26 protein-coding genes are annotated in these 25,054 nt (G+C 52.9%); 8 read left to right on the top strand and 18 right to left on the bottom strand.

Translation table 11 applies throughout. The annotated features are described in order from the left end of the window. Window positions 1-23 precede the first annotated feature (23 nt). The 11 genes from mltG to NTH01S_RS05345 all read right to left on the bottom strand — a co-directional run bounded on the left by mltG (window position 24) and on the right by NTH01S_RS05345 (window position 11,153). Entirely contained in the window at window positions 24-1,004 is a 981-nt protein-coding gene (mltG, locus tag NTH01S_RS05395; protein WP_370664301.1) for an endolytic transglycosylase MltG, read from the bottom strand. 135 nt (window positions 1,005-1,139) lie between these two features. After that, the gene (gene fabF / locus NTH01S_RS05390) at window positions 1,140-2,423 is read right to left on the bottom strand and encodes a beta-ketoacyl-ACP synthase II (protein WP_068170663.1); all 1,284 of its coding nucleotides are present in this window, start codon (window positions 2,421-2,423) and stop codon (window positions 1,140-1,142) included. 158 nt (window positions 2,424-2,581) lie between these two features. Next, entirely contained in the window at window positions 2,582-2,821 is a 240-nt protein-coding gene (locus tag NTH01S_RS05385; protein WP_068170659.1) for an acyl carrier protein, read from the bottom strand. A gap of 270 nt (window positions 2,822-3,091) precedes the next feature. Then, window positions 3,092-3,832, bottom strand: coding sequence for a 3-oxoacyl-[acyl-carrier-protein] reductase (fabG, locus tag NTH01S_RS05380; protein ID WP_068170656.1), 741 nt, complete (start codon window positions 3,830-3,832; stop codon window positions 3,092-3,094). 12 nt (window positions 3,833-3,844) lie between these two features. Continuing rightward, window positions 3,845-4,789: an ACP S-malonyltransferase gene (gene fabD, locus NTH01S_RS05375; protein ID WP_068170655.1), complete on the bottom strand. Its 945-nt coding sequence runs from the start codon at window positions 4,787-4,789 to the stop codon at window positions 3,845-3,847. A 75-nt stretch (window positions 4,790-4,864) separates the two neighbouring features. Beyond that, window positions 4,865-5,602, bottom strand: a complete 738-nt coding sequence (locus NTH01S_RS05370) for a DUF2987 domain-containing protein (RefSeq protein ID WP_068170652.1) — start codon at window positions 5,600-5,602, stop codon at window positions 4,865-4,867. A gap of 8 nt (window positions 5,603-5,610) precedes the next feature. Continuing rightward, complete coding sequence (locus NTH01S_RS05365) at window positions 5,611-6,489, bottom strand: class I SAM-dependent methyltransferase (RefSeq protein ID WP_068170649.1); 879 nt, start codon at window positions 6,487-6,489, stop codon at window positions 5,611-5,613. A gap of 90 nt (window positions 6,490-6,579) precedes the next feature. Continuing rightward, complete coding sequence (locus tag NTH01S_RS05360) at window positions 6,580-7,311, bottom strand: glycine betaine ABC transporter substrate-binding protein (protein ID WP_068170647.1); 732 nt, start codon at window positions 7,309-7,311, stop codon at window positions 6,580-6,582. Window positions 7,312-7,401: 90 nt separating this feature from the next. Further along, on the bottom strand, window positions 7,402-9,492 hold the full coding sequence (locus tag NTH01S_RS05355) for a M13 family metallopeptidase (protein WP_084367036.1): 2,091 nt from the start codon (window positions 9,490-9,492) through the stop codon (window positions 7,402-7,404). 104 nt (window positions 9,493-9,596) lie between these two features. Next, window positions 9,597-10,238 carry a Dabb family protein gene (locus NTH01S_RS05350; protein WP_068170641.1) on the bottom strand — a complete coding sequence of 214 codons (642 nt, stop codon included), beginning with the start codon at window positions 10,236-10,238 and terminating at the stop codon, window positions 9,597-9,599. 90 nt (window positions 10,239-10,328) lie between these two features. Then, entirely contained in the window at window positions 10,329-11,153 is an 825-nt protein-coding gene (locus tag NTH01S_RS05345; RefSeq protein WP_068170638.1) for an acyl-ACP desaturase, read from the bottom strand. 150 nt (window positions 11,154-11,303) lie between these two features. Here NTH01S_RS05345 and bioB point away from each other — a divergent pair, with 150 nt between their 5' ends. The 6 genes from bioB to NTH01S_RS05315 all read left to right on the top strand — a co-directional run bounded on the left by bioB (window position 11,304) and on the right by NTH01S_RS05315 (window position 16,979). After that, window positions 11,304-12,356 (top strand): biotin synthase BioB, encoded by a 1,053-nt coding sequence (bioB, locus tag NTH01S_RS05340; RefSeq protein ID WP_068170636.1) that lies wholly within the window; start codon window positions 11,304-11,306, stop codon window positions 12,354-12,356. Beyond that, window positions 12,353-13,639 (top strand): Hsp70 family protein, encoded by a 1,287-nt coding sequence (locus NTH01S_RS05335; RefSeq protein WP_068170633.1) that lies wholly within the window; start codon window positions 12,353-12,355, stop codon window positions 13,637-13,639. Before bioB ends, NTH01S_RS05335 begins: the two co-directional genes overlap by 4 nt. Window positions 13,640-13,766: 127 nt before the next feature. Further along, on the top strand, window positions 13,767-14,696 hold the full coding sequence (locus tag NTH01S_RS05330; RefSeq protein WP_068170629.1) for an ABC transporter ATP-binding protein: 930 nt from the start codon (window positions 13,767-13,769) through the stop codon (window positions 14,694-14,696). A gap of 1 nt (window position 14,697) precedes the next feature. Continuing rightward, window positions 14,698-15,999 (top strand): ABC transporter permease, encoded by a 1,302-nt coding sequence (locus tag NTH01S_RS05325; protein ID WP_068170626.1) that lies wholly within the window; start codon window positions 14,698-14,700, stop codon window positions 15,997-15,999. A gap of 90 nt (window positions 16,000-16,089) precedes the next feature. Then, on the top strand, window positions 16,090-16,494 hold the full coding sequence (locus NTH01S_RS05320; protein WP_068170606.1) for a hypothetical protein: 405 nt from the start codon (window positions 16,090-16,092) through the stop codon (window positions 16,492-16,494). A gap of 26 nt (window positions 16,495-16,520) precedes the next feature. Next, window positions 16,521-16,979 carry a DUF805 domain-containing protein gene (locus NTH01S_RS05315; protein ID WP_068170602.1) on the top strand — a complete coding sequence of 153 codons (459 nt, stop codon included), beginning with the start codon at window positions 16,521-16,523 and terminating at the stop codon, window positions 16,977-16,979. Window positions 16,980-17,113: 134 nt separating this feature from the next. Here the strand turns inward: NTH01S_RS05315 and NTH01S_RS05310 are convergent, their stop codons facing one another. From NTH01S_RS05310 to NTH01S_RS05285, 6 genes are read right to left on the bottom strand one after another with little or no spacing between them, the layout of a single operon-like run. After that, a complete protein-coding gene (locus NTH01S_RS05310) occupies window positions 17,114-17,500 on the bottom strand; it encodes a cation:proton antiporter domain-containing protein (RefSeq protein WP_068170599.1) in 387 nt (128 codons plus the stop codon). Between the two features lie 44 nt (window positions 17,501-17,544). Continuing rightward, a complete protein-coding gene (locus tag NTH01S_RS05305; RefSeq protein ID WP_084367030.1) occupies window positions 17,545-18,312 on the bottom strand; it encodes a hypothetical protein in 768 nt (255 codons plus the stop codon). Between the two features lie 8 nt (window positions 18,313-18,320). Continuing rightward, the gene (locus NTH01S_RS05300; protein ID WP_068170593.1) at window positions 18,321-19,277 is read right to left on the bottom strand and encodes an MlaD family protein; all 957 of its coding nucleotides are present in this window, start codon (window positions 19,275-19,277) and stop codon (window positions 18,321-18,323) included. Continuing rightward, the gene (locus NTH01S_RS05295) at window positions 19,277-20,023 is read right to left on the bottom strand and encodes an ABC transporter ATP-binding protein (protein ID WP_068170571.1); all 747 of its coding nucleotides are present in this window, start codon (window positions 20,021-20,023) and stop codon (window positions 19,277-19,279) included. Before NTH01S_RS05295 ends, NTH01S_RS05300 begins: the two co-directional genes overlap by 1 nt. Before the next feature lies 1 nt (window position 20,024). Beyond that, on the bottom strand, window positions 20,025-20,819 hold the full coding sequence (locus tag NTH01S_RS05290; RefSeq protein ID WP_068170569.1) for an MlaE family ABC transporter permease: 795 nt from the start codon (window positions 20,817-20,819) through the stop codon (window positions 20,025-20,027). After that, the gene (locus tag NTH01S_RS05285; RefSeq protein ID WP_068170567.1) at window positions 20,816-23,122 is read right to left on the bottom strand and encodes a cache domain-containing protein; all 2,307 of its coding nucleotides are present in this window, start codon (window positions 23,120-23,122) and stop codon (window positions 20,816-20,818) included. Before NTH01S_RS05285 ends, NTH01S_RS05290 begins: the two co-directional genes overlap by 4 nt. Before the next feature lie 152 nt (window positions 23,123-23,274). Between NTH01S_RS05285 and ygfZ the strand changes: the two genes are divergently transcribed. Next, window positions 23,275-24,126, top strand: a complete 852-nt coding sequence (gene ygfZ, locus NTH01S_RS05280; protein WP_068170565.1) for a CAF17-like 4Fe-4S cluster assembly/insertion protein YgfZ — start codon at window positions 23,275-23,277, stop codon at window positions 24,124-24,126. Further along, entirely contained in the window at window positions 24,123-24,539 is a 417-nt protein-coding gene (gene hisI / locus NTH01S_RS05275) for a phosphoribosyl-AMP cyclohydrolase (RefSeq protein ID WP_068170562.1), read from the top strand. Before ygfZ ends, hisI begins: the two co-directional genes overlap by 4 nt. Here the strand turns inward: hisI and NTH01S_RS05270 are convergent. Next, a partial coding sequence (locus NTH01S_RS05270; RefSeq protein ID WP_174523604.1) for a CopD family protein occupies window positions 24,540-25,054 on the bottom strand: 515 nt, incomplete at its 5' end.

The raw sequence follows: 25,054 nt of genomic DNA, 5'->3' as shown, positions 1-25,054 counted from the left end.
CGAACAAAAAATACGCCAAGAGACTAATTTTTATCTCTCAAATGCTGAACATTTCGGTTGTGTTCATCCAGCGTATCCGCAAAGCGATGGCCACCATGCCCGTTCGCCACAAAATACAGCGCGTTACTCACGGCCGGGTGCGCCGCAGCCTCTAAAGAACTCAAACTCGGGGAACAAATTGGACCAGGCGGTAAACCTGCATGCATATACGTATTATACGGGCCATCCATGAGCAGGTCATCATGCTCCAAAGGGTGGTTCAACACCCCCATGCCATCACTCACACCGTAAATAACACTCGGGTCAGTCTGTAAGCGCATACCCAATTGTAAACGGTTAAGGAAAACACGCGCCACCATTGGGCGCTCTGCCGGCTCTGCTGTCTCGCGCTCAATCAATGACGCTAAAATGCGCAACTCCTGAGGTGACCGTATAACCCCATCAAGAGACGCCGCATCTCTGCCTACCCAAACATGCTGGAGCCGTTCATCCATCAAGTGGCTCAAACGCGCCACAACAACAGCACGCGGCGTCCCAAACGGCAGTGCTAACGTCTCAGGAAAAAGCTGTCCTTCTGACAAAGGAGGCGTTTCCCCCTGCAAAAAGCCTGCTTGCTGCAGCAGCACTTCCATACGCTTCACCGTCAATCCCTCAGGGATTGTCAGCATATGCTCAACTGGATGACCGTGACGTAAAATCTGAAGAATATGAGCAACGGATACACGTGCCGGAAACGAAAATTCTGCGGCATGCACAGAACCATCACTCCGCGTTACTAACGCAGCAACCCGAAAAAACACACGCGATGACCATGTCGGTGACAGAACACCTGCATCTTGTAAGGCAACAGAGACCTGACCAATGCCCCCATGCGGCACAACAACGACATGCGGCTCAGGAGAAGGACCAGGATCTGTATAATGGCCATAACCAGCCACTGCTGATGCTATAAACGCAAAAGGCAACGCCAACCACGCAAGTTTGCGCCCAAAACCAGGCGGCAAACTCAAACGCGGGGGGGGCTCATCCTCACCCGCCTCAAGAATAGGCGGCGGGAGAGAGGCATCAGCCGCATGCTTCTCAGCATCGGCTGTATCTGATGTTACGGGCGTTTGATGATCACGCACCGTATCGTCCTTTTAGCCTTCAAACCGCTTCAGGATAATGCTGGCATTCGTGCCGCCAAAACCAAAGCTGTTTGACAGCGCAACATTGATCTTACGTTGCTGCGCCTCATGCGCCACACGATCAATCACGCTTTCACGCGCTGGGTTATCGAGGTTCAATGTTGGCGGTGCAACATTGTCACGAATGGCCTGCAAGCAGAAAATAGCTTCCACAGCACCTGCCGCACCAAGCAAATGCCCAATAGCGGACTTCGTGGAGGACATCGCCAGATTCTTAGCGTGATCACCAAAGAAGCGCTCAACAGCATCCAACTCAAGGTCATCCGCCATTGTGGATGTACCATGTGCATTCACATAATCGATCTGGCTCGCATCCAAACCGCTATTACGCAGAGCAGCCTTCATCGCGCGGAATGCACCCTCATGACCTTCTGCTGGTGATGTAATGTGATGCGCATCGCCCGACAGGCCATAACCACCAATTTCACCGTAAATTTTAGCGCCACGTGCCTTTGCGTGTTCCAGTTCTTCCAGAACAACAACACCAGCACCTTCACCCATGACAAAGCCATCACGGTCTTTATCCCAAGGGCGAGACGCCTTCTCCGGCGCATCATTCGAGCCTGTGGAAAGTGCGCGTGCAGAGCTAAACCCAGCGATACCCAATGAGCAGATAGCGGCTTCAGCACCACCCGCAACCATCACATCCGCATCACCGTAGTGGATTAAACGTGCGGCATCACCAATAGCATGAACACCCGTCGCACATGCCGTAACCGCAGCATGGTTCGGCCCCTTAAAGCCATAACGGATAGAAAGGTGGCCAGACACCAAATTGATCAAGGATGCTGGGATAAAGAACGGAGACAAACGGCGAGCCTTACCGCTCGCTACGGTCAACGCACCATCATAAATCGTCTGCAAGCCACCAATACCAGAGCCGATCATCACGCCAGTCGCGCAACGGTCTTCTTCGCTCTCTGGTGTCCAGCCAGAATCCTGCACAGCCTGAATAGCAGCTGCCAAGCCGAGATGGATAAAACGATCCATCTTCTTTTGGTCTTTAACGGCAACCCAGTCAGAAAGCGTCAAACCGCCTTCTGCTGTCGGCCCAACCGGCACTTCACCAGCGACCTGCGCTGGCAATTCAGAGGGGTCAAAATGCGTGATACGTCCAATGCCAGACTGCCCCGCGAGCAGACGTTTCCACGTCGCTTCAGCGCCAACAGCCAGCGGGCTCACCACACCGATTCCGGTTACGACGATGCGCCGTCCGTTAGTTGCACTGCCGTTCATCGCTGCCCCTCGTTATGCTGGTAAATTCGTCTTCAAACTGCACCCGCGTGCATGAAGTACTGTATATAGCACTTCAAACACGGTGCAGACAGGAGGTTTGCCGGCCCAAATTGGCAACACAGCACAACCCCCTGCGTATCGCATCAGGCAAAAAAGCCTTAAGCAGCCTTTTGCTTTTCGATGTAGTCGATCGCATCCTTAACCGTGCCGATCTTCTCAGCAGCGTCTTCAGGAATCTCAACAGAGAAAGCTTCTTCGAAAGCCATAACCAGCTCAACCGTGTCGAGGCTGTCTGCGCCCAGATCGTCAATGAAAGACGCGTCTGACGTGACCTTGCTTTCTTCAACGCCGAGATGTTCTACGACGATCTTCTTCACCTTATCAGCGATATCGCTCATGTGTCCGTTCCTTGTTGCCCATCCGGGCGTTGTATCAACTCTTTGCTACAGCCTTCTGCGCGTCCTGCCAAACAAAACACACAAAGTCTGCACACCGCCCGAAGCGACGTTAACCCCGGGCTGAACGACTGTCCGCCTGAAAAGGGGAGGTCCTCTCCCAACAGGCTGACCCAAAACAGACCGGGCAAAGCAGCGCGCGCATTAGCACGCTTTGCCCCTTGGGCCAAGCTTCTGTCAGAATCTGCCCCATTTCAGAGCATGACAAACCGTTTAAACCATCGACATACCGCCGTTAACGTGCAGCGTTGAACCAGTGACCCAGCCCGCTTCATTTGATGCCAGATAGACAACAGCCGATGCAATATCATCCGGTGCGCCCATACGGCCCAATGGGATGGACCCCACCATTTTTTCACGCAGGCTTTCAGACAAAACATCCGTCATCGGTGTTTCAATGAAACCCGGCGCAACCACGTTTACCGTAACGCCACGTGGCCCCGCTTCTTGGGCGAGAGACTTGCTCATACCAACCATACCAGCCTTCGCAGCCGCATAATTGGCCTGACCCGCATTCCCCGTCGTACCGACGATGGAAGCAATCGAAATAATACGACCCGCACGACGGCGCAGCATGCCCTTCAGTGCCGCACGCGCCAGACGGAACGGGCTCTCCAGATCAACTGTCATGACCTGTGACCAATCGCTATCCTTCATACGGATTGCCAGTTGGTCACGCGTCAAACCCGCATTATTTACCAAAATATCCAACGGTGCCCCGGCAACCTCTTCTGCCTTGCCAACCAGAGCATCAGCATCTGCTGGGTCCGAAAGGTTCGCAACAGCAATATGCGCACGCTCACCCAGAGATTGCGCCAGTTCCGTCAATACTGCTTCACGCGTACCGCTCAGAACAACCGTCGCACCTTGTGCATGCAACTTACGTGCGATTGCCGCACCAATACCACCCGTTGCACCCGTAATGAGCGCGACCTTACCTGTCAGTGAGAACATAATGTTAAATCCTTAAAGAGCTTTGAGCAGTGCTTCGAGTTCTGCTGGCGTGCCAGCGTTATCAGCCTTGAGGTCTGGAGCAATACGCCGTGCAAGACCACAAAGTACCTTCCCAGCACCAAGCTCATGCATGTTCGTGATGCCCATTTCAGCAAAAGACTGCACCGTCTCGCGCCAGCGCACCGTACCCGTCACCTGACGCACCAACAGGTCACGGATCGTTGCAGCATCCGTGACCTTCGCTGCTGTGACATTCGCCACTACAGGAATACGCGGCGCGTTCAGCGTAGCGCCCGCCAGAGCTTCTTCCATCTCGCGCGCCGCAGGGGCCATCAGAGAAGAGTGAAATGGCGCAGAGACCGGAAGCTTCACAGCGCGCTTAATGCCCTTTTCTTTAGCCAGCGCAATGGCCCGGTCCACAGCCGCCATCTTACCAGAAACGACGATCTGGCCACCGCCATTATCATTCGCAATTTCCAGCGTTTCTCCCTGAGCTGCCTCAGCACAAATTTCTTGCGCCAACGCGGCTTCAACACCGAGAAGAGCAGCCATTCCGCCCTCACCGGCCGGAACAGCACGCTGCATGGCTTGCCCGCGCAAACGCAACAAACGCGCACCTTCAGCAATGCCCAACGTCCCGGCTGCGGCAAGTGCCGAGTATTCACCCAAAGAGTGACCTGCAACCAAAGCAGCCTTGTCGGCCAAGGCAAAACCACCCTCAGCTTCCAACGCACGTACCGTTGCTAAAGACACCGCGAAAAGCGCTGGCTGCGTGTTCTCGGTACGGGTGAGCTCATCAGCATCACCTTCAAACATCAAACGTGAAAGATGCTCACCCAATGCATCGTCCACTTCCTGGAAAACGGCGCGTGCTATTGGGAAGGCATCATACAGCGCCTGCCCCATACCAACGGACTGACTGCCCTGACCGGGAAAGACAAAAGCGTGAACGGACATCAAAACCCCTTTGTGGCGTACCTAAAATGCTTCTGTGGTGATGCTGCTTCACGACGCTTCTGTCAAATTGTTCCCTTAATGCACGGCGTGATCTTGCTGAAACGCAACCGTCGCACCACCCGGCGCTAACACCCGCACCCAACTTAACGGCTTACTCGCACGAAATACCGTATCCCGCGCAAAATCTTGCGGCCTAAAGGTATAAAGGTAAGGCGTTGCTCCACCATTATCGACCAACACATGCGTTACGCCACCTTGCAGCATTTCAAAACGTGACGACGGCGCAACCGCCACCTGCAATTTGTGGGCATCCGGCATCAAAATCGCCAACAAAACACCCGTCAGATTCTCCACGCAGTCATTGACCTGCTCCAGCCAATGCCGCGCTGCATCATCCGTAAATTGCATCTCATCGGGCACAGCAACCTGTAGAAAAATCTGATTCGTGACCGTCTGTTCTGGTAATTTAGTTTGCAACACCACAGGGTTTTCAGCCCGCAATGCATCGCTCATCGGCACATGCATCTGCCGATCATCCCCAACATAAAGCGGGATGTCACCCTTTGCCGCATGGATCACAAGACCGGCACTAGAAGGTACCCCATGATCCGGCAGGGTCTCCCCCACAAAAACCAAGCTTAAACCATGCCGCGTTGCTTCAGGAAACTCCTGAAAACGATCATAAACACGCATGATCCGCTTATAGTCCGAGACTTTATGCGCCCGCTGCCCCGCCACGTTGATTGTTTCATCTGCACATGCTGAGCCCACACAAAGACTGAGCCCCAAAGCAACCGCCAACCAACGTTTCATCGCAGCCTCTATGACATTTTTTGTAAGACAATCAAAACATGCGGCAAGCGACTGGGATTGTCCATATATTCCACCAAGCGAAACAAATGTCCCCATGCTTTCAAGACATAATTTCGCGGAATAAGCGCTTCACCATAATGCGCTTGCGGCAAAGGTGGTTTCGCCGATGCCGCATGCAAAAAATGCCCCGCATCAAACGCCGCATTCGCACGCGCTTCATCCGTAAAACTATCCGCACAAGCTTCATGCCACGGATGCTCTAAGCGCATCCCAGACGCACGACGCAATCTCTGCTCAGCACAAAATGCCAAAAAACGACGGCTTTGGGTCGTGATGACAACCATCCCCCCCGGCCTCAACACACGGTAAATTTCGCGCACCCACTGGTCCGCCAATAACTCACTGAAATGCGCGAAAGAAGACCACGACGTCACAACATCAATACTGTGAGCCTGCAAAGGAACCCGAGGCGCCAATCCATTATGAAAAAAGGTTAAACATGGATTAGCTCGCCGCGCCGCCATCAGGAACCGATCTGTTTGCTCAACCCCAAACAGATATTCTGGGCGAATATCTTTCATAAACAGCCGAGCCATCCGCCCCCAGCCACACCCAACATCCAGTAATGTCGTGTCCGAACGGATGGGGCGGCCTGCGTAGTCACAATAGGCTTTGATTTCACGATAAAAGATATGAGCTTCATGCAGGGACACTTCCCCTGCATGCCCATGTATTTCACGCTGAAGCGATTCCGGCGGATATGGCGGGAACAACACGCCCTGCTGCTGCGGCGTATGCAAAGACGCCAAGAGCAGCCGCAACCATTCATCATCACGCGCTGCGCCGAAGGCCTTAAAAACAGCGTCAGTGGTTTCAGAATGGTTCATCAGTGCACCATCTCATACAGGAATAACGATTATTTAACGACATTCCCGCATCATGAGAAGGGCAAAGACTCTATCCAGTTTTATAGATGCTTATGCATCTCGGGGAATAAGACGCCCACGCTGCCACGATTCTGCAGCATCCTCCGGGTCCTGCTCTTCCACGCCAATGGCGTAATCCAAAGCACTCATAACCTTATTGCCCAACATCATTTCCGACAGTTCATCAATCAAATCACTATCGGCACGCGCCGCAGCAGGCCCCGTCAGCACCATCCGCGCAGACAATTCTGCCCCCAGCACTTCATCCGGGTCATCAACAAGTGTTAGAAGCCCACTATGAAAAACAGCGTGAGGCTGCATCGCCGCGACCAAAATTTTTTCATCTGCTGCTTTCGCTTTTTCTAAGCGTGCCAATAATGCCGCCTCACCCACCATTTCAATTGGCAAGGACGACAAAGCCGGCAAACACTTCAACGCAGAATCCAACGCCTCACGCGTATCTTCCGCAACGACTAAGCGCGTCACCTCTGCTGCACTCAGCGCATTCACGGCCCCCATTGGGGTCAATGCCGCAAAGCTAGCACGTGGCTGATACAAATTCCCGATGACCCGCGCACCCGCCGGCACAATTCCCTCATCCCGCGGGAACCACGCAGAAACCAGCAAATCAACTTCACCGCTCTCTAATGTTTCTGAAATATCATCCGGATCAAGATCCAGGAAATCGACCTCCACATCATGCGCTTCCAACACCCGCGCTACCGCGCTCGCGCATCCTGCATGAAGTGCCGTGTACAAATGGCCGATGATCATCTGGGTCATGGGGTCCGTCCGCAAAGATGGGGCCCCAGACTTCCAAAAACACCGGGGCACGCTGCGTCGATAAGCCGCGCGCCCCGTTTTGTCACGCCCTTACCAGATTTTTACGCGCTGATCCGGGGTCAAATACAGCTTGTCACCGGCTTTTACACCGAACGCATCATACCATGCGTCAATGTTATGCGCTGGCATGTTCACACGCGCTTCTGCTGGAGAATGCTCATTCGACAGAACCTGACGACGTAGCGAATCCGGCTTATCCTTCTCACGCCAGACCTGCGCCCAACCCAAGAACACACGCTGATCACCGGTCAGGCCATGCTTCTTCTCATCTGGCTTGCCATGCAGCGAGTTATGATAGGCTTGCAGACCAAGGTTCAAACCACCCAGATCGGCAATGTTCTCACCCATCGTCATTTTACCATTGATATGCAGACCCGGCAGAGGCTCTTGCGCATCAAACTGCGCACCCAAACGCGCTGCCAGCTTTTCAAACGCCGCCGTAGAAGCTGGGCTCCACCAATCATGCAGACGGCCATGCTCATCATAATGACGGCCTTGGTCATCAAAGCCATGGCTCATTTCATGGCCAATCACGCCACCAATGCCACCATAGTTCACAGCCATATCGCCCTTTGGATCAAAGAACGGTGCCTGCAAAATAGCCGCTGGGAACACGATTTCATTCATCGTCGGATCGTTATACGCGTTTACCGTTTGTGGGGTCATATCCCACTCATCACGGTCAACAGGCTTATCCAGCTTATTCAGATCACGCTGCCAGCCAAAAGCCGCCGCACGCTCGGCATTCCCGTAAACGTCGCCCTTACGAACAACATAGGTGCTGTAATCCCACCACTTCTTCGGATAGCCTACCTGAACTGCAAAATTGTCCAACTTCACCAGAGCCGCTTTACGCGTTTCTGCATCCATCCACGGGTTGTTTTCCAAACGCTGATGGAATGCGGCCTTCACTTCCTGAACAAGGCCTTCGATACGCGCTTGCGCTTCTGGCGGGAAGTATTTCGCAACGTACAGCTTACCAATCGCAAAGCCTAACGCACCATTCGTCGCACGAACTGCACGCTTCCAACGCGGGGACTGCTGATTAATTCCAGACAACACACGGCCGTTAAAATCAAACGCCGCATCGCCGAAATCATGGGACAGGTAAGATGCCGCATTGCTACCCAGTTGGAAGGCCAACCATGCACGTACCGTGTTATAATCTGCGCCCTTCAGCACAGACGCAATCGCCGCAATACCCTTTGGCTCACGCACATTAATAACACGCTGATCCAGCCCTTCCTTCGGCAAACCTGCCGTCAGCAAGAACGTGTCCCAATCGAAATCCGGCGCAATTGTCTTCAGCTTTTCAACCGTCATTGGGTTATGCGTCTTGATCGTATCACGGGTATCGGCGCGCGGCACCTCAACCTTCGCAATCGCCGTTTCAAGATCAACAACCGCTTGCGCGCTCTTGGCCGGATCAGCCCAGCCTTCCAGCGTCAAAATCTTAGCGATATACGCCTGATACGCCTTCTTCTTATCCGCAAGCTTCGGATCAGAATAATAGCTCGTATCTGGCAGCCCCAAACCGCCCGACGCGCCAATGCTCATGCCCTGATCAAGCATCAGCGTATAGCGCTCAGGGTTGCTTTCGTCTTGCTCAACACCGAACGAGAACGTTGAGAACAACAGAGATTTCGTCGCAAGACCGAAAGCTTCTGCCAAGCCTTTGCTATCTTTAACGCCCTGAATAATCTTCAGGTCATTTTCCAGCGGCTTAGCACCCAGTGCATCAAGATGCTTCTGGTCCAAATAAGACGCGTAGAACGTCCCAATCTTACCAATATCGTCACTTGGCTCATCTGAAACATGCTTCAATGCATCATTCAAAATAGCCTGCTGACGTGCCAACGCCACTTCATACAAAATGCGGAATGGCCCAAAACTTCCCATATCACCGGGAATTTTCAAATTTTTAATGTAGGTCCCATTGGCATAATCAAAGAAATTATTACCCGGCACTGCATGGCGGTCCATGCCCGCCTCATCAAAGCCCCAACCATTTTTATACGGCTGTGCATCCGCTGCATGTGCCACGCCAGCCTGCGCCGCCAACGCAAAAGCACTGACACCAACAGAAAGACGTGCTGCACGCCAAAAAGAAAGTCGCGTCATAATCGTGTTCGGCCTCAAACAATGAGTATTCATTTCATATTGAGACCAAACACAACAAAACGTCAAAGTGAAACCGGCTCAAGTTTCACTATTTTATCTTAAAATTAGCGCAATGAACGGTCATGTTTTCCACTATAATGCACTGCACGCGGCGATGACCGCACAGTCACCCCCACATCATAATCTGCAATCAAAATGTGACGTATCAACGGCCCCGCAAATGCCTTAAAAGCCGCATGCGCTGGATCTGTAAAAGCCGTCTCTGGCACAATCGGTGCCCCCACGAAGAAGTTGCGGTCTCCTTCTGAGTGGAACGTCAGTGTGAAAATCTGATCAAAAATTCCGCCATTACCGTCATTCTGCGCACCCGTCTCAATACTCTCAATAACCGGGCGCCCATCCGCACGGCGACTATCTTGCACTAAATGCAAAAACCGTGCCGTTACTTCCGCTTTTTGCTGCTCCGTCACGGCAGTCCTATAGCGCAGCATTACCACATGCCGCACCGTACCAACACGCCAGCCCGGCGCAGTAAATTGCGCATATCCAACCTGTTTCGCCAGTTCTTGTGCCGCCACAATGTGAGGCGGCAAACTCTGAGGCGGCAAAACAATTGGCCCTGAAGAAGCAATCGGCAGAGAATAAGGGTCCACCTGCGCTTCTGCGGGCTGCGCCAAACCAAATGCAACCAGCCCCACAATCGCTGTCAGAACCACTGGTCGCACAACAGATGACATGACGGACATAACAAAGCCTCCAAGACAACAACGCATGGCCTCTGTACCCTCGCACAGAACCACGCACTGCGTCTTGTCATATTATGTCTTAAAACGACTTTAGGCGGCGTTCATTTTACGGGCAAACCCACGCTGCCGCCACCGAATCAAACGGTACATCATGTTTGCCGCCAAACGCTGCCAACGTGAATGCGGAGTAAAACCGATGGTTTTGAAAATCATCGCCGTGACACGGTCAATATGCTTCGGCTGATAATACCCCATCGCCTTCGCCATATACGCCGCAATGCAGTGCTTATGGTCATACGGCTGATCGGATGGGATATTAGTCGTGTAATATGCAGAGGCGAGTTCATCATCCTCACTCTCTGTCACACGGCCAAGCGCAATTTTAGTACGCTCCCATGTGCTCAGCTTCTCACGCTGCAAATACCGATTCATATGGTCATAAAACAGCTTAAAATGCCGGTACTCATCCGCCGCAATCTGCTTACAAATCGCCTTTAACAGCGGCTCATCCGTCCCATCCGCCAGAGCGGTATAAAAAGATGATGTCCCGGTTTCGACCATACAGCGCGCAATCAACTCTCCCGTGCGTGACCCACGCACAGAGGCATCAACGTCCACATCAATCTTGAAACTCTCACGATACCGCTCAAACGCGGACCAATAATCCCATGAAGAATCCGCCAGCATCGCCCAACGCCCCAAGGCATCCCCATGCTGGATCTCTTCAACCGACCAATTTGCCGCCGCCTGACTAAAATCTGCATCTCCAACGAAGACATGCTGCAAATACGTCGTATAATCGTGGGCATTCCGTTCCACGACTGAAGCCGCCTTCACAAGCGGTATAATATCAGGGTCAACCTTGGAGGGATCGAAGGAATCCCAGTCCATCTGTTCGATACGCCAATGCTTCATTACTCTGCCTTGTCCGTTTTCCGGCTCTTAATCGTGACGATCTGATGACACGACCGGGCGATTTTGGGTAGGTGTGTCTCAACAACGCCGGAGAATGACACTGTGACATTACATAACACCCCTGTTTCGGATACGACTCCTCCGTCCTCAATGCCAGCCCATACCGATGGTCTGCGTCATGACTGGACGAAAGAAGAGGTTGAAGCTCTTATCGCTCTTCCCTTCCCAGAGTTGATGTTCCGCGCACAAGAAACACATCGTCAGCACTTTGATCCCACAAAAGTGCAGATTTCGACGCTACTTTCGATCAAAACCGGCGGTTGCCCGGAAGATTGTGCCTATTGCCCTCAAAGCGCCCGCCACGGAAACGGCGTCAAAGCAGAGCGCCTCATGGCTGTAGAAGCCGTCATGAAAGAAGCCCGCGCGGCTAAGGCTGCTGGTGCAGGCCGATTCTGCATGGGTGCTGCATGGCGTTCCCCAAAAGAGCGGGACATGGAACAAGTCTGCGCCATGATTGAGGGCGTAAAATCTTTAGGTCTCGAAACCTGCGTCACATTAGGCATGCTGGATTCGGACCAAACCTCTCGCCTCAAAGAGGCCGGTCTAGATTATTACAACCACAACCTTGATACGTCCGAAGAGTTTTACGGCGCGATCATCACCACCCGCAGCTATCAAGAACGCCTCGATACGCTCGCCAATGTACGTGACGCCGGGATCAACGTCTGCTGTGGCGGCATCGTCGGCATGGGTGAAGACCTGTCAGACCGCGCAAGCCTCCTTATGACGCTTGCAAACCTGCCAAAGCACCCAGAAAGCGTCCCCATCAACCTGCTGGTCCGCGTTGAAGGCACACCTCTCAGCACAGCGGAAGAAGTCGATCCCATCACCTTCATCCGCATCATCGCCACGGCACGCATCATGATGCCCAAGAGCCATGTCCGCCTTGCGGCTGGCCGTGAAAACATGACGGATGAAGCCCACGCCCTCGCGTTCCTCGCAGGTGCAAACTCCATCTTCTGCGGTGAAAAACTCCTCACCACACCAAACCCCGCAGAACATCGTGACCGCCAGTTGCTCAGCACACTCGGCATGACACCAATGGTGCAGCACGAATCCGAAATGGGCAGCAAGCGCCCCGCCGTACCGGAACATGCCACAGCAGAGCACAACTGCTCTAAGCAAGTGGAGGCAGTCTCCTGACGACGTCATCACCCAAGCCCGTCCGGCTCGGCATTGATTTCGGGACCAGTAATAGTGTGATCGTCCTCGCTACTGAGGACGGCGCACACCCGATACCTTTGCGCTTCGAAACCGGAGAAGAACGCGACACCTGCCGTACCTTACTGTGCCTCTGGCAAGACACAGAAGGCAGTCGCCGCATTATGGCGGAAGCCATCGGACAAGACGCGATTGAGGCTTATTTGGATGACCCATCCGAAAGCCGCCTCATCATGTCCATGAAAAGCTACCTCGCACAGGCATCCTTCCAAGAGACGCGCCTGTTCGGGAAAACCATGCGCTTGGAAGACCTCATCGCGCGCTTCCTACGCATCCTCATGGACAAAGCCGGATACACCCCTGAGCAGACCAGCGTCACCATTGGCCGCCCGGTACGCTTCGCGGGTGAGCGCGCGAATGATGCCCTCGGCATTACGCGCCTTGAAAACAGCTTCATGACGGCGGGCTTCCCCAAACCGCGCATCGTCCCAGAGCCAGAAGGCGCAGGCTGGCGCTTCATGCAGCGCCTTGACCGCCCCGCCACTGTACTCGTCGGTGACTTTGGCGGCGGCACGAGTGACTTCTCCATCATGCGCTTTGACCCCACGCAGGAACAGCGAGTTCAAACACTCGGCCATTCTGGCGTCGGCATCGCTGGAGATCAGTTTGACGCACGCATCATTGAGCATGCCGTCGCTCCCGCTCTCGGCCGAAATGCCACTTACAAGGTCATGGGAGGAGCGCCTCTCCCCGTACCGCCAGAGTGGTTCTTGGATCTTGGGCGCTGGCATCGCCTCTCCATGATGCGCACACCGCATACTCTGCGGGCCATTGAAGATGTTGCCAAAACATCTTCCGCACCTGAGGCGCTGCGCCATTTGTACCGGTTGATTGATGACCAAGCGGCTCAAGGTCTGCATCGCGCAGTCAGTGAGGCAAAAGCCGCCCTGTCACACGCGGAGCAGACAACACTGGCTTTCTCCCACGGGGGGTTTACCCTCAATGAAACCATCACCCGTGATGATTTCGAACGCTGGATCACCACAGACCTCACGCGCATGGATGATGCCATTCAGACCGCCTTAACCGAGGCCGGAAACCCAGTGATTGACCGGGTCTTCCTCACGGGTGGCACTTCTTTTGTACCCGCCGTACGCGCACTCTTCACACGCCGCTTCGGTGAAGACAAAATCGATAGTGGCTCCGAGTTTGTCTCAGTTGCCGAGGGCCTCGCCCTTATCGAAGCGAGCCACGCGGCCGCTTAAATTTTTGGGAAGGTTCACCCCTTCCCAAAAATGACCCGATATGGCCAATTCGTTAGAATTCGTTACATTGACAAAACGCTGTATTTTTTGAAGTCTCATCAAATAACGCCTGTTATTTGAGGTCATCATGACAGTTCTTGACATAAGAAATGTTTCAAAAAATTTTGGAACCAAACAAGCCGTAAAAGACCTAAATTTTTCTGTAAGTCCCGGTGAAATATTCGGATTCCTCGGCGGTAATGGCGCCGGGAAAACAACATCCCTCCGTATGATTCTCGACATCATTCGGCCCGATACCGGCACCATTGCGCTCTTCGGAGAGCCTGCTCAGAAAGAGCAACATGCCAATATTGGCTTCCTGCCAGAAGAACGCGGCCTCTACCGTAATATGACAGCCTTCGAAACGCTGATCTATTTTGGCCGCCTCAAAAACCTATCCCAACGCGAAGCCCGAACCCGCGCACAAGACATTCTCAAGCGCTTCGGCCTTACCGCTGAAAGCACCAAAAAGGTATCAGACTTCTCCAAAGGCATGGCCCAGAAAGTCCAAATCGGCACGGCTCTTATTCATCAGCCCAAATTGCTCATCCTTGATGAACCCTTCTCAGGGCTAGACCCGATCAATCAAACCTTGCTGGAACATGAAATTACCAACGCCGCACAAAACGGTGCCGCCGTTCTCTTCTCCACCCATATTATGCAACATGCCGAGCGCCTGAGTGACCGCATCCTCATTCTCGCCCGAGGCGAAACACGCTTCCACGGCACCGTGCCAGAAGCTCTCCATCAGATCAGCAACACCATCACCCTAACAACCCGCACAGACCCATCATCTCTGCCCGGCATCATACAAGCAACGCCAGTCATGCAGGAAGACGATGGTTGGAGCCAATGGGCCGTTACCCTCGCCCCCGGTCAAAGCGCTGAAAATGTGCTCCTGCACTGCACCCAAAACGCAATCCCACTGAAAGGCTTTGAGCAGCCCAAACCGAGCCTGCATGACGCCTTCATCCACATTGCGGGAGACGCCGCATCACCCTCAGCACAGGCGGCCTAACATGTTATCACGCACCTCTTTACGGTATATCTGGCTCATCGCCCTACGCGACTTCCAGCAAACCCTGCGCACCAAAAGCTTCTGGCTCACCGTAGTCTTTGTGCCGCTTTTCCCACTCCTCATGGGAAGTGTCATGCCGCATCTGATCCATGACACCACACCAGAACAAACCATCATTCTGGACAAAAGCGGCACTGTGGCCTCCACACTAGAACACGCCATCCACAAAGATGATCCCACCGTACAGATCACCCCGCCCCCTGCGGCCCTCACTGCAGCAGAACCAGACCACCTCGCATCTCTCTTAAAACCTTATATTTCGCCAGGAAAAAGCGTCCAACATCCCTTTAAAGGCTACATCGTCGCCATCCCGGCTGCCTTTCCACAAGACTCCCATGTCCAAATCTGGATCAGCCATTCCCCCGGATCCATACTCACCATCATCAAAGCCACATTAGCGCATGATATGCGCATCAAAGGCATGACAGATGCGGGCCTCTCTCCAGAGATCGCCGTACAGATTAATGGTGCCACCCCCAGCATCGGCCTGCACCTGCCAGAACACGGCCTCTCCGCTGACATGCTGCGGAATATCGGGCCGACTGCCCTCGCCCTGATGCTGCTCATCTCAACCATCTTCACCACACAATGGCTCTTGCAAGCCTTGGTCGAAGAACGGTCGGGCAAGCTGCTCGAAGCCCTACTTTCTTCCGTCAGTGTTGATCACATCATGCTCGGAAAACTCCTCGCCGCGCTGATGTCTCTGTGCCTTCTTTTTGGTACGTGGATTACAGCCGGCATCAGCTTGCTCACGCATTTCGGCCCTCAATTAGGCGTTGAACCCGCACCTATCCTCGCTTCACTGCTCACACCACGCGTCTTAATCGGCGCACCATTCTTCTTCCTGACCGGCGCAACATTAATGGCCATGATTGCTTTCGCCGTTGGTGTACGCTGTGACACAACGCGCGAAGCACAAGGCATGCTGGCACCCGTCCTAATGGCCCTCATCCTCCCGGTCGAAATTTTATTGCAATTAACCGTCGCAGGCGTCGCCACGCAGAGCATTTCACAACTCCGCTGGATCCCACTATGGACGCCATTTTTGAACCTCTCACAGCTCAACTCTGCGCCTCTCTGGGAACTCATCGTGCAGGGCGGAGAAATGCTGGTCGTCTGCGCCATTCTTGTCCCGCTAATTAACCGCCTCTTCCGCCACTCTATTTTAGACTACAGCGCCGCCCCCGGATGGAAAGGCATGAAAACCGCCCTTCTCCACGCCATCAAAAACCGAGACGCTTAAACTGTCAGGGCGTTCTCCATAAAGGGAAAAAGCATTGTTTATTTTTAAAATACACGCAATGATATTTCATCACATCAGGGATATATCATAATGAGACAAAATACCGACAAGACACTTGAGAATTTAGAGAAGCTTTTCGAATTAAAAGAAAGGAAAATAATATCAGAAGATGAATACTACCTAAAAAAATTTCAATTACTTAATAAGGATACAGAATTATCAGAAAAAAATAATAACAAACGATTAGGACATGGCGTTTCCCTACTCATAGGAGCCATTGCATGCCTACTCATAGAAGGTTCCATACTATCGCCCGACAACATAACAAAAGAAATTTTAAATCAATCCCTGGGTATGATTATTATTTTTGGAGCATGGATTATACCACACTCCATATGGTTAATAACAAAGAAAGGCGCTAACATTATTTTACCCATTATATCACTTGCAATAATTGGGTTGTGCTTGCTTTCTTACATAGGCAATGCTTCGTAATTATATATATCGAAAGGGAATAAAAAATGCAGACTATTAATGGATGGAAATGGTTCACCATAGCTTTCAAGAAATACTTTACGTTCAGCGGAAGATCTACACGATCTGAGTTTTGGTATTTTATTCTTTTCCAATTTTTAATTAATTTTTTTGTTGGAATACTTGGTACAATCATAGGAATAAAAGATCTCAATTTTTTATCCGAACTCATTCTTTTAATACCAAACATTTCAGTTGCCGCCAGAAGGTTACATGACACAAATCATTCTGGATGGTGGCAACTATTACCCATCGTAAACATTATATTCTTTTGCCAGAAAAGTGACACTAACGATAATCGCTTCGGCCCACCCACAATGATCGTCGAATCCCCCCATTACACCCAAGATTTTTCACAATTAGAAAAATTAGCCGAATTAAGGGATAAGGGCGCCATTAGCGAACACGATTTTCAAGAACAAAAGAATAAAATTCTCAATCAATAAACCGATTGTTAAAAACGGTCGTGGGACAAAATACCCCACGACCACACAGCCCACTACTGCCTCTGTGCTTCAACAAGGCTTAGCGTGAAATTCCTGCATCCCCTAAAGTATGCTTCATCCCGCACCATGTGCGATCATATATCTCTCCAGAATGATACACGCGAATAATCATGTGCCGCCAAAGGCAAAGACGGTACTAAAAGATGCGCCGCCCAACCCACAGCGGCCGTCGTGAACACCGTAGCCCCCACGGCCATCAGCAAAATACCTGCCAAATTCTGCCGAAATTCACGCCATGCAGTAAACCATGCGCTACTCATCAAGAGTGGTGGCAAAAACACCAACATCACAAGTTCAGGGTCGAATGTAATGCTTGGCGCCCCGGGTAAGAGAGCAAGGCCAATTCCACCTAAAATAAAGGCCGCAGCAGGCGGCAATTTCAACTTACGAGCCACCAGCTCCAACACCAGCGTCACCGTTAATAAAAATAAAAAGAACTCGTAGCGTGCCGTGTCTGACATTACCGCCCCCGCATCACCCTATAACTCAGTAATCCCCCCTTCACTTAGGGGCCATCACGCCCTGCCGCTGCCTGACTGGCCAAAGAGCGCTCTTTTAAAGAACGCGCCTGCACAACATCACCAGCTTGGCTCGCTGCATCTGCGGCCAAAGACAGTGCATCTCGCATTCCATCATAGTCACGTGCATCCCGCCGCTGCCCCACTAACGCCATTGCCTGCGGCAAAGCAGTACGCCCTTCCCCCTGCAAAAGAGCGTGGCGCACCCGCAGATCAAGACAATCTGCAGCACTTTGCCCCACCCCTTTAACAGAGCATAAAGCAGAAGCTTCCTGCATCACGACCATTGGCTTCTTCAGCAAAAACGCAGCACGCCCAACCAAATAACCAGCACGCACCCGGTCTTCGGCAATACCTATTTCTTGCGCGCCTCGTGCCGCCGATAAAGCCTGCCCAGCGCGCCCCATTTGCAACAATGCCGCAGCACGCACCAAAGCCAAATCAGCAGACGCGGCGTGTTGCCTCAACGACAAAGCTTCCCCAAGCTGATCCAAAGTTTTCAAAGCCAATGCAGGCTTATGCTGCTCAAGCTGTGTTGTCGCTAAATTAAACCCTGCATCATGCAAGGCCGCAGTATCATCACGCACAACCGCACGGCGAAAAGCTTGTTGATATTGCCGCTCTGCTTCTTCAGGATGCCCAAGCTCAAAAGCACTTTTCCCTGTCGACATCGCCGTTTGATACAGCTCATCCGGCAATGGCGCGCTGCCTGAATGAGAAGCGCACGCACCGAAACATAAGACCCCTACAAGCATCCAATATCTCATGGCCGTACCGCCCGTGCTGGAAGGCGCTGCTGCCCTTCACCCGAGCTTCCATGCCCCCCTAAAATCCACAAGCCGCGTAGCTGTTCCATCAATTTACGCAATGAATCTGCCGTTGCCTGTGCTTGTACAATCATACCCGGCAGCTCAGCCGTCGTATCATTCGCATGACCAATCGTCTGCTGGATTTGTGGCATGCTCTTACGCAGCGCATCCGTCGTGGCTCGTGCATTGGCTAAAGTACGGTTCGCCTGCTGCATCACCCCCCCTAGCTGCCCTTCAATAGGCTTCATGTTCGTCAGCAAAACATGCACGTCATCTAGCATTTGATCCGCACGGCGGAGCGTATCATCCTTGGCAATAAGACCGCCAACACTCCCCTTCCCAGCGCGCAAATCAACCAACATGCCATCAACCTGCGCCGTAATATCACGTACATTATGCAACATGGGACCAAGCTGGGCGCGCACTTCATTGACCGTCTGCGCCACAACATCCGCCGGGTTAGGCTCCACTCCTGCCGTCAGCACTGCATAGCCCCAGTCCAAATCCGCACCCTGCCCCCGTGTAATCGCGATGTAGCTCGCCCCCGCCACCACAAAACGATGCCGGATCAAAGCCTGACTATCCTGCCGCACAAAGGCGGCGAATTGCGGTTCTATTTCACCCTCAGCATACATCCGGCCCGTTGCATTCATATCGACACGCCGCACAGAACCCGCACGCACACCCATCACCTCGATATCATCCCCAACGGCTAACCCCGCCACACCACTTTCAGGCAAAACAAAATGCACCGTGCGCTCAGGGGTCAGCCACTGCTTCAAAACCCCAGCTTCAGCCACCGCAGCGATGAACAATGCGATCGAGATCAGAACAAGCAGGCCAACCCACTCATCCGCATAACGGTTACGATACAAAATTTTCGTATTTTCGGTATGACGCTGGCGAAACATCACGCACCTCGTTTCAAGAAAAGACCATCGTCATGCAGGCGCCAACGCGATGTCGCCTCAATCCGCCCGACACCCGCCGGGAATGTCCCTCGCGTAATCCACACAATCGCCGCCCCCCGGTCACGCGCTTCCGTCAAAGACGATAAAAAGGCCAACAAAAGAGACAGTGGCACATCATCCAACGGATTTTCTAACAATAACAACGCAGGTTCGCCCAAAAAGGCACGGACACAATCCGCACGACAACGATCTAACCCTGATAATTTAGACGGCACACTGACGGGCAAACCGGGCAGACCAAAATGAATACCCAACTCAATCGCGCGCCGCGCTAAAACTTCGGTCGGTACACGTGTATGGTGCATATGCGGCCAGAGGATGTTGAGATCGGTCCCGTGCAGATCAACCCACCCCCCATTAACCACCATACGCCCAATACGCCCACGCAACGCCGCACGCCGCCGCTCATCAAGGCTTTGCCAATCCATCCCCATACAGCGAACATGCCCCGCCGCCAGAGGCAATAATCCAACACATAAATCTGCAAAAAGTGATGCCTGCTGCGCGTCTGGGCACTCAACCAGCACCAAATCCCCCGGGTTCAGACGCAGATTATACCGAACCGCGGCCAAGCCCCCATCCTCAAACCGCGGGCGCGCATCTTGCAGTTCTAAAACAGGGTCCAGCCCAACAGTCCTATGAGCGCGCCCGGTACTTTCATTTTGCGTTGCGTCATTGCGGCTCATCTCATCCCACCATCACGCTGAACAACACATTAATGCCCATAACGGCCAGCATCCCCCGCGCAAAGCCTCGCGGCAATAACGCGGCCAAGTCATCATCTGCCGTTGCATCCACCCCCGTCAAACACGAGGTAATCCCAATCGCGAAAGCACTTAAAATTAATCGGCCGGGAATAGACACATAATCAACCGCATGAACCGAGCTGACAACCTGATCAAAAAATGTCCAGACCGGCATACTGAGCACACCCTCCACCCGGCAGACGATGTACCCCACCAATAACGCGGCAATACTAAACACAATACCAAGCGTAAAACCGCTCACCATCATGGCTAAGCTACGCGGCAGAATAAATGCCAAAAACGGGTCAACACCCATCCCTTTCAGGACCCGCATTTCACCGCCAATCGTTAAAGTGCCCAACTCCGTCAGCGTCAACATCCCCGAACGCCCGAGTAAAATGACACCCACCAAAATCGGCGCAATTTCACGCACCAGAACGGTCGACAAAATAGACCCGGTCATTTGCGCGATCCCAGCAAAGCCAAGCCAATATACCGCTTGCGCAACAATGCCAAATCCCGTCAACGCCGCCGTCACCAGCACACTCACCAATGCGCCCTTTGTGGCTTGCTGCAGCGTTTTCCAAAATTCAATACGTACCGTCCGGCGCCACGTTGACGGGATCACCGCTTCACGCAGCACTCCCCACCCCGTACCAAACGCCATAAGCGAAAAACGCGCTTGCCCACGCGTGAACCGCCCAATTGCCGCCAACATACGCCGCACACGCATCATTCCCGGCGCCCCGCCAACGTAAAGCTTTGTACAGCCCCACGCCCCGGCACAAAGAACATGCCACGCGAACGGAATAAAAATTGCTCCCTCAATACCGTATAAGCATCTTCTGACACTTGAATGGTGCCCGCATCTGACGCAGTCAGCGCCAAACGCTCCGCCGCCACAATCGCACGCCCCCAAAAATTCAATACTGAAGGCGCATTACCCAACTGAGCCACCGCCAATGGCCCCATATCCAAACCGATGCGAAACACAGGGTCCATATCCGCCTGAGCCAGACGCACATAACAGGCTTCACGGATCAAAATAGCCGCATCCGCGAGGCGAATAGCCGCAACAGCATCCACCTCCTGTCGGCACCCGCCAATCAAAACAATGCGGTTACTCACCACTTGTACTGAAAAGAGACCCGCATCCTGCGCAATACGCTGAATAACGGCCCCAATCTCAGAGACCAGCGCAATACTGCGCTCTACCGCTTTACGGTCCGCCGCAAAAGTTTCTGCAAACGAAATCACTGCCACCGGAACAGCTGGATAAATACCACTCGGCACAGAAGACATCTGCCCTGCAGGGGACAGTAAAAACCCTTCGTCAAAACGCGTTTGCGCCTTATGATCATCATGCAGAGGTAACGAAATGCCCTGCTGCGCCTCTTCCTCCGCTGCCTGCACAAAGCGCAACCCAGTAATCGCACCGACAACCGCGATAATATGCTCCGCTCCCTGTGCTAACCGGGCATCTTCCAACATCATACAACCAACAATATGTCCATTCGCAATGATGGGATAAGCATGCAATGACGCCGTACCAAAAGGCCGCATAAAGAGCCTTTGGAAATTACGTGTTTTTTCATCACGTCCAGCATCATCAACCGTAAACTCATGCCCCTCCAACAGCATAGAGAAAAACTCATCATGCTCAGCACGGGAAAGCGTAAAGCCCGCCCCATGCACATCATGCTCCGCCTCAAAGGTGTCCTCTGAGATCAGCCTCTCTCCACCGGACAGGAAGCGCCACACACTCACACGCCGCGCCAATGTTCGTTGCGCTAAAATCTCTGTCAAAGCTGGAACATCATGCTCCGCCGAAAATAAATCTGGTGTACGCGCCAAGCTCAACAGTGCAGCATTTTCAGACTTCACACGATGCCGCGCGCGCTCCAACAGACCGCGTATTTGCTCAACTCGCCGCCCCTGAAAAATCACGCCAACAGCCAATAACAGCGCTAAGGCCACCACAATCAACGAAAAGCCTAAATTACGCCGCCGCGCACTTTGCGCAAAATCAGAGAAATCATTTTCCGGCGCATTAAGCAGCAAAACCCAATCGCGGTGTACCATCGGCAAGGCCGATGCAATCGTGACGTAATTCTTATTCCGGGCATGTACCAACCCGGCCCCTGAGCCATTGACCCGATACACATTCAAAGCCCGCGTAAAAACGGGCTGCGTCACAGGGTCCAAAAGAAGGTGCGATGGATCAAACCCGTCCTTCTGCGACAAAGCTGCAACGTTATGTCCGGCAATGACATGTCCCTGCAGGTCCACAATCACAGCCTGCCCGCTCTTACCAACCTGCAAGGAATTCAAAAATTCCGTCAGACGATTCAAAGAGATATTAATTGCGAACACATTCCGGTGCCCGTCACTCGTCGTAAACGGGATAGACGCCGTGATAATAAACTGATGCGTTGCCAAGTAAGCGTAAGGGTCCGTCCAATACAATTGATGGTCGGCCTTGGCCATTGCTCCCGCGAACCACGGCCTCTGCCGAAACGTCCCTTGATCTCCTGGGTCTGCGCCTGTCCCTAACCAGTTCCCAGCTTGATCAACATAAGTATGGCGATAAACACTCTGCCCATTTTCAACCTGCAGATGCGTCTGGTCATAAGCACCCTTATGGCGAATGACCATCCAAAACTCGCCTTTATCATTCGCCAGATAAAAACTATCCACCTGCGGCAAATGCGCCAACATCGAACGGCCATACAGCATAAATGTGTCGGGCGAACTCGCATCAACCGGAATATCAAACATATCTGGCGCAATACTGGCACTATCTGACGCCGGGGCAAGGTAATGCTCCACTTCTTCCGTCACATAACGCTGCTGACTGCGCAATAAATCACGAGAGAGCGAAATCACACCACCGCGCATAGTCTGGTAGTTGTGCAAACTAATCGCGACGATACCGCCAATGACCAAAATAACGCCTAAAACTGGCCCAACAAATTGCAGAATCCGCTTGCGGTTCCTTGCCGGGTTACTCGTCGGGTCAATAATTTCGGGCGCTGGCATGTCAAGAATCGCTCTACTTAACGCTTAAGGGCAATAACGCACCCTATCACAGATAATCGCTGTACTATTCCCCGCCGATGAACAGCACGCAAGCACCCCTCACCGCTTCATGACTTGCCGGACGCAGAAGCGATCCGCTACGTCTTATTCTTATGACAGGCTTTCTCTCAGACCGCGCCGTCCTCGCCTTCGAAGGACAAGACCGCATCACCTTCCTGCAAGGCTTGGTGAGCAACGATGTGACCCTCGTCTCACAAGGTCATGCGCTATGGAGCGCCGTCCTCACACCACAAGGACGCTGGCTTAGTGAATTCTTCTTATATGAAGACACCACACAAGAAACCCCACGCCTGCTCATGGACTGCCCGGCTGAGCATGCCGAAACTTTAACAAAGCGCCTCTCCCGGTTCCGCCTTCGCGCTGATGTTCGTATCGTAACAACAGATTTCCGCGTCATCACAGGCCCAGACGGGACCTCCCCACCACCACACAGCATCTCGTCCCCAGACCCAAGGACAGAGCAAGCGGGATGGCGCGCACTGATCACTCCAGACAGTGACATAATGGGCGAAACACCGCAGGCCTATCTCATCCGTCGCCTCTCACTCGGCCTCCCCGACTGGACCGATTTTGAAGCCGAAAAAACATTAGCACTTGAAGCGAATATGGACGTGCTCCACGGCGTTTCGTTCTCCAAAGGCTGCTATATGGGGCAAGAGCTCACCGCCCGTACCCATTACCGCGCTGTACTCAAGCGCCGCATCCTACCTATCACCGGCCCCAGCACAGCCTTTTCCACCCCGGGCCCTATCCAGCTCAACGGAAAAGATGTTGGCGAATTACGCTCCCATCACGCAACCACGGCCCTCGCCCTGCTCCGCCGTGAAGCATGGTCCAGCAACGCCCTTACCCTCAATGGCGAAACTGTACAGGTTGTCTGGCCCAATTGGTTCCCCGCAGAATTACGCCCCCAATCCACACAAGAAGAAACTCCATCACCATGAGCTACACCCCCCCGCCAATTGAGCGCATCAACACTATCTGTGACGCCATACAATACGATAAAGACGGCCTCATCGCGGCCATTGCCCAAGCCCCTGATGGAGAAATCCTGATGCTGGCATGGATGAACAAAGACGCCGTAACCGAAACATTATTAACCGGCCAAGTCTGCTATTGGTCCCGCAGCCGCCAAAAACTCTGGCGCAAAGGAGAAACCTCCGGTCAACGCCAACGCCTGCTCGAAGCCCGCCTAGACTGCGATCAAGACGCTCTTCTCGTTATTGTTGAGCAAACAGGCGTGGCTTGCCACACAGGACGACGGAGTTGCTTTTATCACGGTGTCACACCAACTGGCCTACAAGACACCAGCGCCCCTGAGATTTCACCCGATATTCTCTATCAGGCAAAATCCTAATCACATATCCGGCGTGGGGCTTTGCACCCCCACCACGGCCACAAGCCCTATAATCACCAAATACAACGTATATTCGAGCACGATACTCATACGCAAACGCTGCACAGCCTTCACAGCAGACACATTATCACGCAAACGCTGCCCCAAACGCGGGGTAAATACGAAGTGATTAAAAGACGCCAAAAGCAGCATCGCAACAAACACAATAATCTTTGTATAAATAAGAACAACATAGCTGCTCGGATGCGTGTAATCCTTTAGATCACTGCCTACGATAAAATATGTATTCACCACCCCTGTCATAAGAAGGATAGTAACAACAGCATACCCAATACATGAAAACTTTCGCAAAACCTTCTCAGAGATAACGGCTTCTTTGCTCCCAAACAGCAGCCAACAAAATGCAAGGAGAGAGCCACCCCACACACCGGCCGTCAGAATATGAGCAACATCCGCCACCAAATGCAGCCATCCCATGCCCACATCATCAGAAACTGCATGGCCAAACCAAGCCT

It is taken from the genome of Neokomagataea thailandica NBRC 106555 (assembly GCF_001598495.1).
GTDB lineage: Bacteria > Pseudomonadota > Alphaproteobacteria > Acetobacterales > Acetobacteraceae > Gluconobacter > Gluconobacter thailandicus_A.
Note: the sequence above shows the minus strand (reverse complement) of the source record. Positions and strands in the feature narration are given on the sequence as shown.

Bases quoted from the DNA above. Each gene is read 5' to 3' on its own strand.
- NTH01S_RS05310 (WP_068170599.1), bottom strand. From the start codon at position 17,500: ATGTCAGACACGGCACGCTACGAGTTCTTTTTATTTTTATTAACGGTG.
- NTH01S_RS05295 (WP_068170571.1), bottom strand. From the start codon at position 20,023: ATGAGCCGCAATGACGCAACGCAAAATGAAAGTACCGGGCGCGCTCAT.
- ygfZ (WP_068170565.1), top strand. From the start codon at position 23,275: ATGACAGGCTTTCTCTCAGACCGCGCCGTCCTCGCCTTCGAAGGACAA.
- NTH01S_RS05365 (WP_068170649.1), bottom strand. From the start codon at position 6,489: ATGAACCATTCTGAAACCACTGACGCTGTTTTTAAGGCCTTCGGCGCA.
- hisI (WP_068170562.1), top strand. From the start codon at position 24,123: ATGAGCTACACCCCCCCGCCAATTGAGCGCATCAACACTATCTGTGAC.
- NTH01S_RS05330 (WP_068170629.1), top strand. From the start codon at position 13,767: ATGACAGTTCTTGACATAAGAAATGTTTCAAAAAATTTTGGAACCAAA.
- NTH01S_RS05285 (WP_068170567.1), bottom strand. From the start codon at position 23,122: ATGCCAGCGCCCGAAATTATTGACCCGACGAGTAACCCGGCAAGGAAC.
- NTH01S_RS05305 (WP_084367030.1), bottom strand. From the start codon at position 18,312: ATGCTTGTAGGGGTCTTATGTTTCGGTGCGTGCGCTTCTCATTCAGGC.
- NTH01S_RS05300 (WP_068170593.1), bottom strand. From the start codon at position 19,277: ATGTTTCGCCAGCGTCATACCGAAAATACGAAAATTTTGTATCGTAAC.
- NTH01S_RS05370 (WP_068170652.1), bottom strand. From the start codon at position 5,602: ATGAAACGTTGGTTGGCGGTTGCTTTGGGGCTCAGTCTTTGTGTGGGC.
- fabF (WP_068170663.1), bottom strand. From the start codon at position 2,423: ATGAACGGCAGTGCAACTAACGGACGGCGCATCGTCGTAACCGGAATC.
- NTH01S_RS05360 (WP_068170647.1), bottom strand. From the start codon at position 7,311: ATGACCCAGATGATCATCGGCCATTTGTACACGGCACTTCATGCAGGA.
- NTH01S_RS05345 (WP_068170638.1), bottom strand. From the start codon at position 11,153: ATGAAGCATTGGCGTATCGAACAGATGGACTGGGATTCCTTCGATCCC.
- NTH01S_RS05385 (WP_068170659.1), bottom strand. From the start codon at position 2,821: ATGAGCGATATCGCTGATAAGGTGAAGAAGATCGTCGTAGAACATCTC.
- bioB (WP_068170636.1), top strand. From the start codon at position 11,304: ATGCCAGCCCATACCGATGGTCTGCGTCATGACTGGACGAAAGAAGAG.
- NTH01S_RS05320 (WP_068170606.1), top strand. From the start codon at position 16,090: ATGAGACAAAATACCGACAAGACACTTGAGAATTTAGAGAAGCTTTTC.
- NTH01S_RS05290 (WP_068170569.1), bottom strand. From the start codon at position 20,819: ATGATGCGTGTGCGGCGTATGTTGGCGGCAATTGGGCGGTTCACGCGT.
- NTH01S_RS05325 (WP_068170626.1), top strand. From the start codon at position 14,698: ATGTTATCACGCACCTCTTTACGGTATATCTGGCTCATCGCCCTACGC.
- NTH01S_RS05355 (WP_084367036.1), bottom strand. From the start codon at position 9,492: ATGACGCGACTTTCTTTTTGGCGTGCAGCACGTCTTTCTGTTGGTGTC.
- NTH01S_RS05315 (WP_068170602.1), top strand. From the start codon at position 16,521: ATGCAGACTATTAATGGATGGAAATGGTTCACCATAGCTTTCAAGAAA.
- fabG (WP_068170656.1), bottom strand. From the start codon at position 3,832: ATGTTCTCACTGACAGGTAAGGTCGCGCTCATTACGGGTGCAACGGGT.
- fabD (WP_068170655.1), bottom strand. From the start codon at position 4,789: ATGTCCGTTCACGCTTTTGTCTTTCCCGGTCAGGGCAGTCAGTCCGTT.
- NTH01S_RS05350 (WP_068170641.1), bottom strand. From the start codon at position 10,238: ATGTCCGTCATGTCATCTGTTGTGCGACCAGTGGTTCTGACAGCGATT.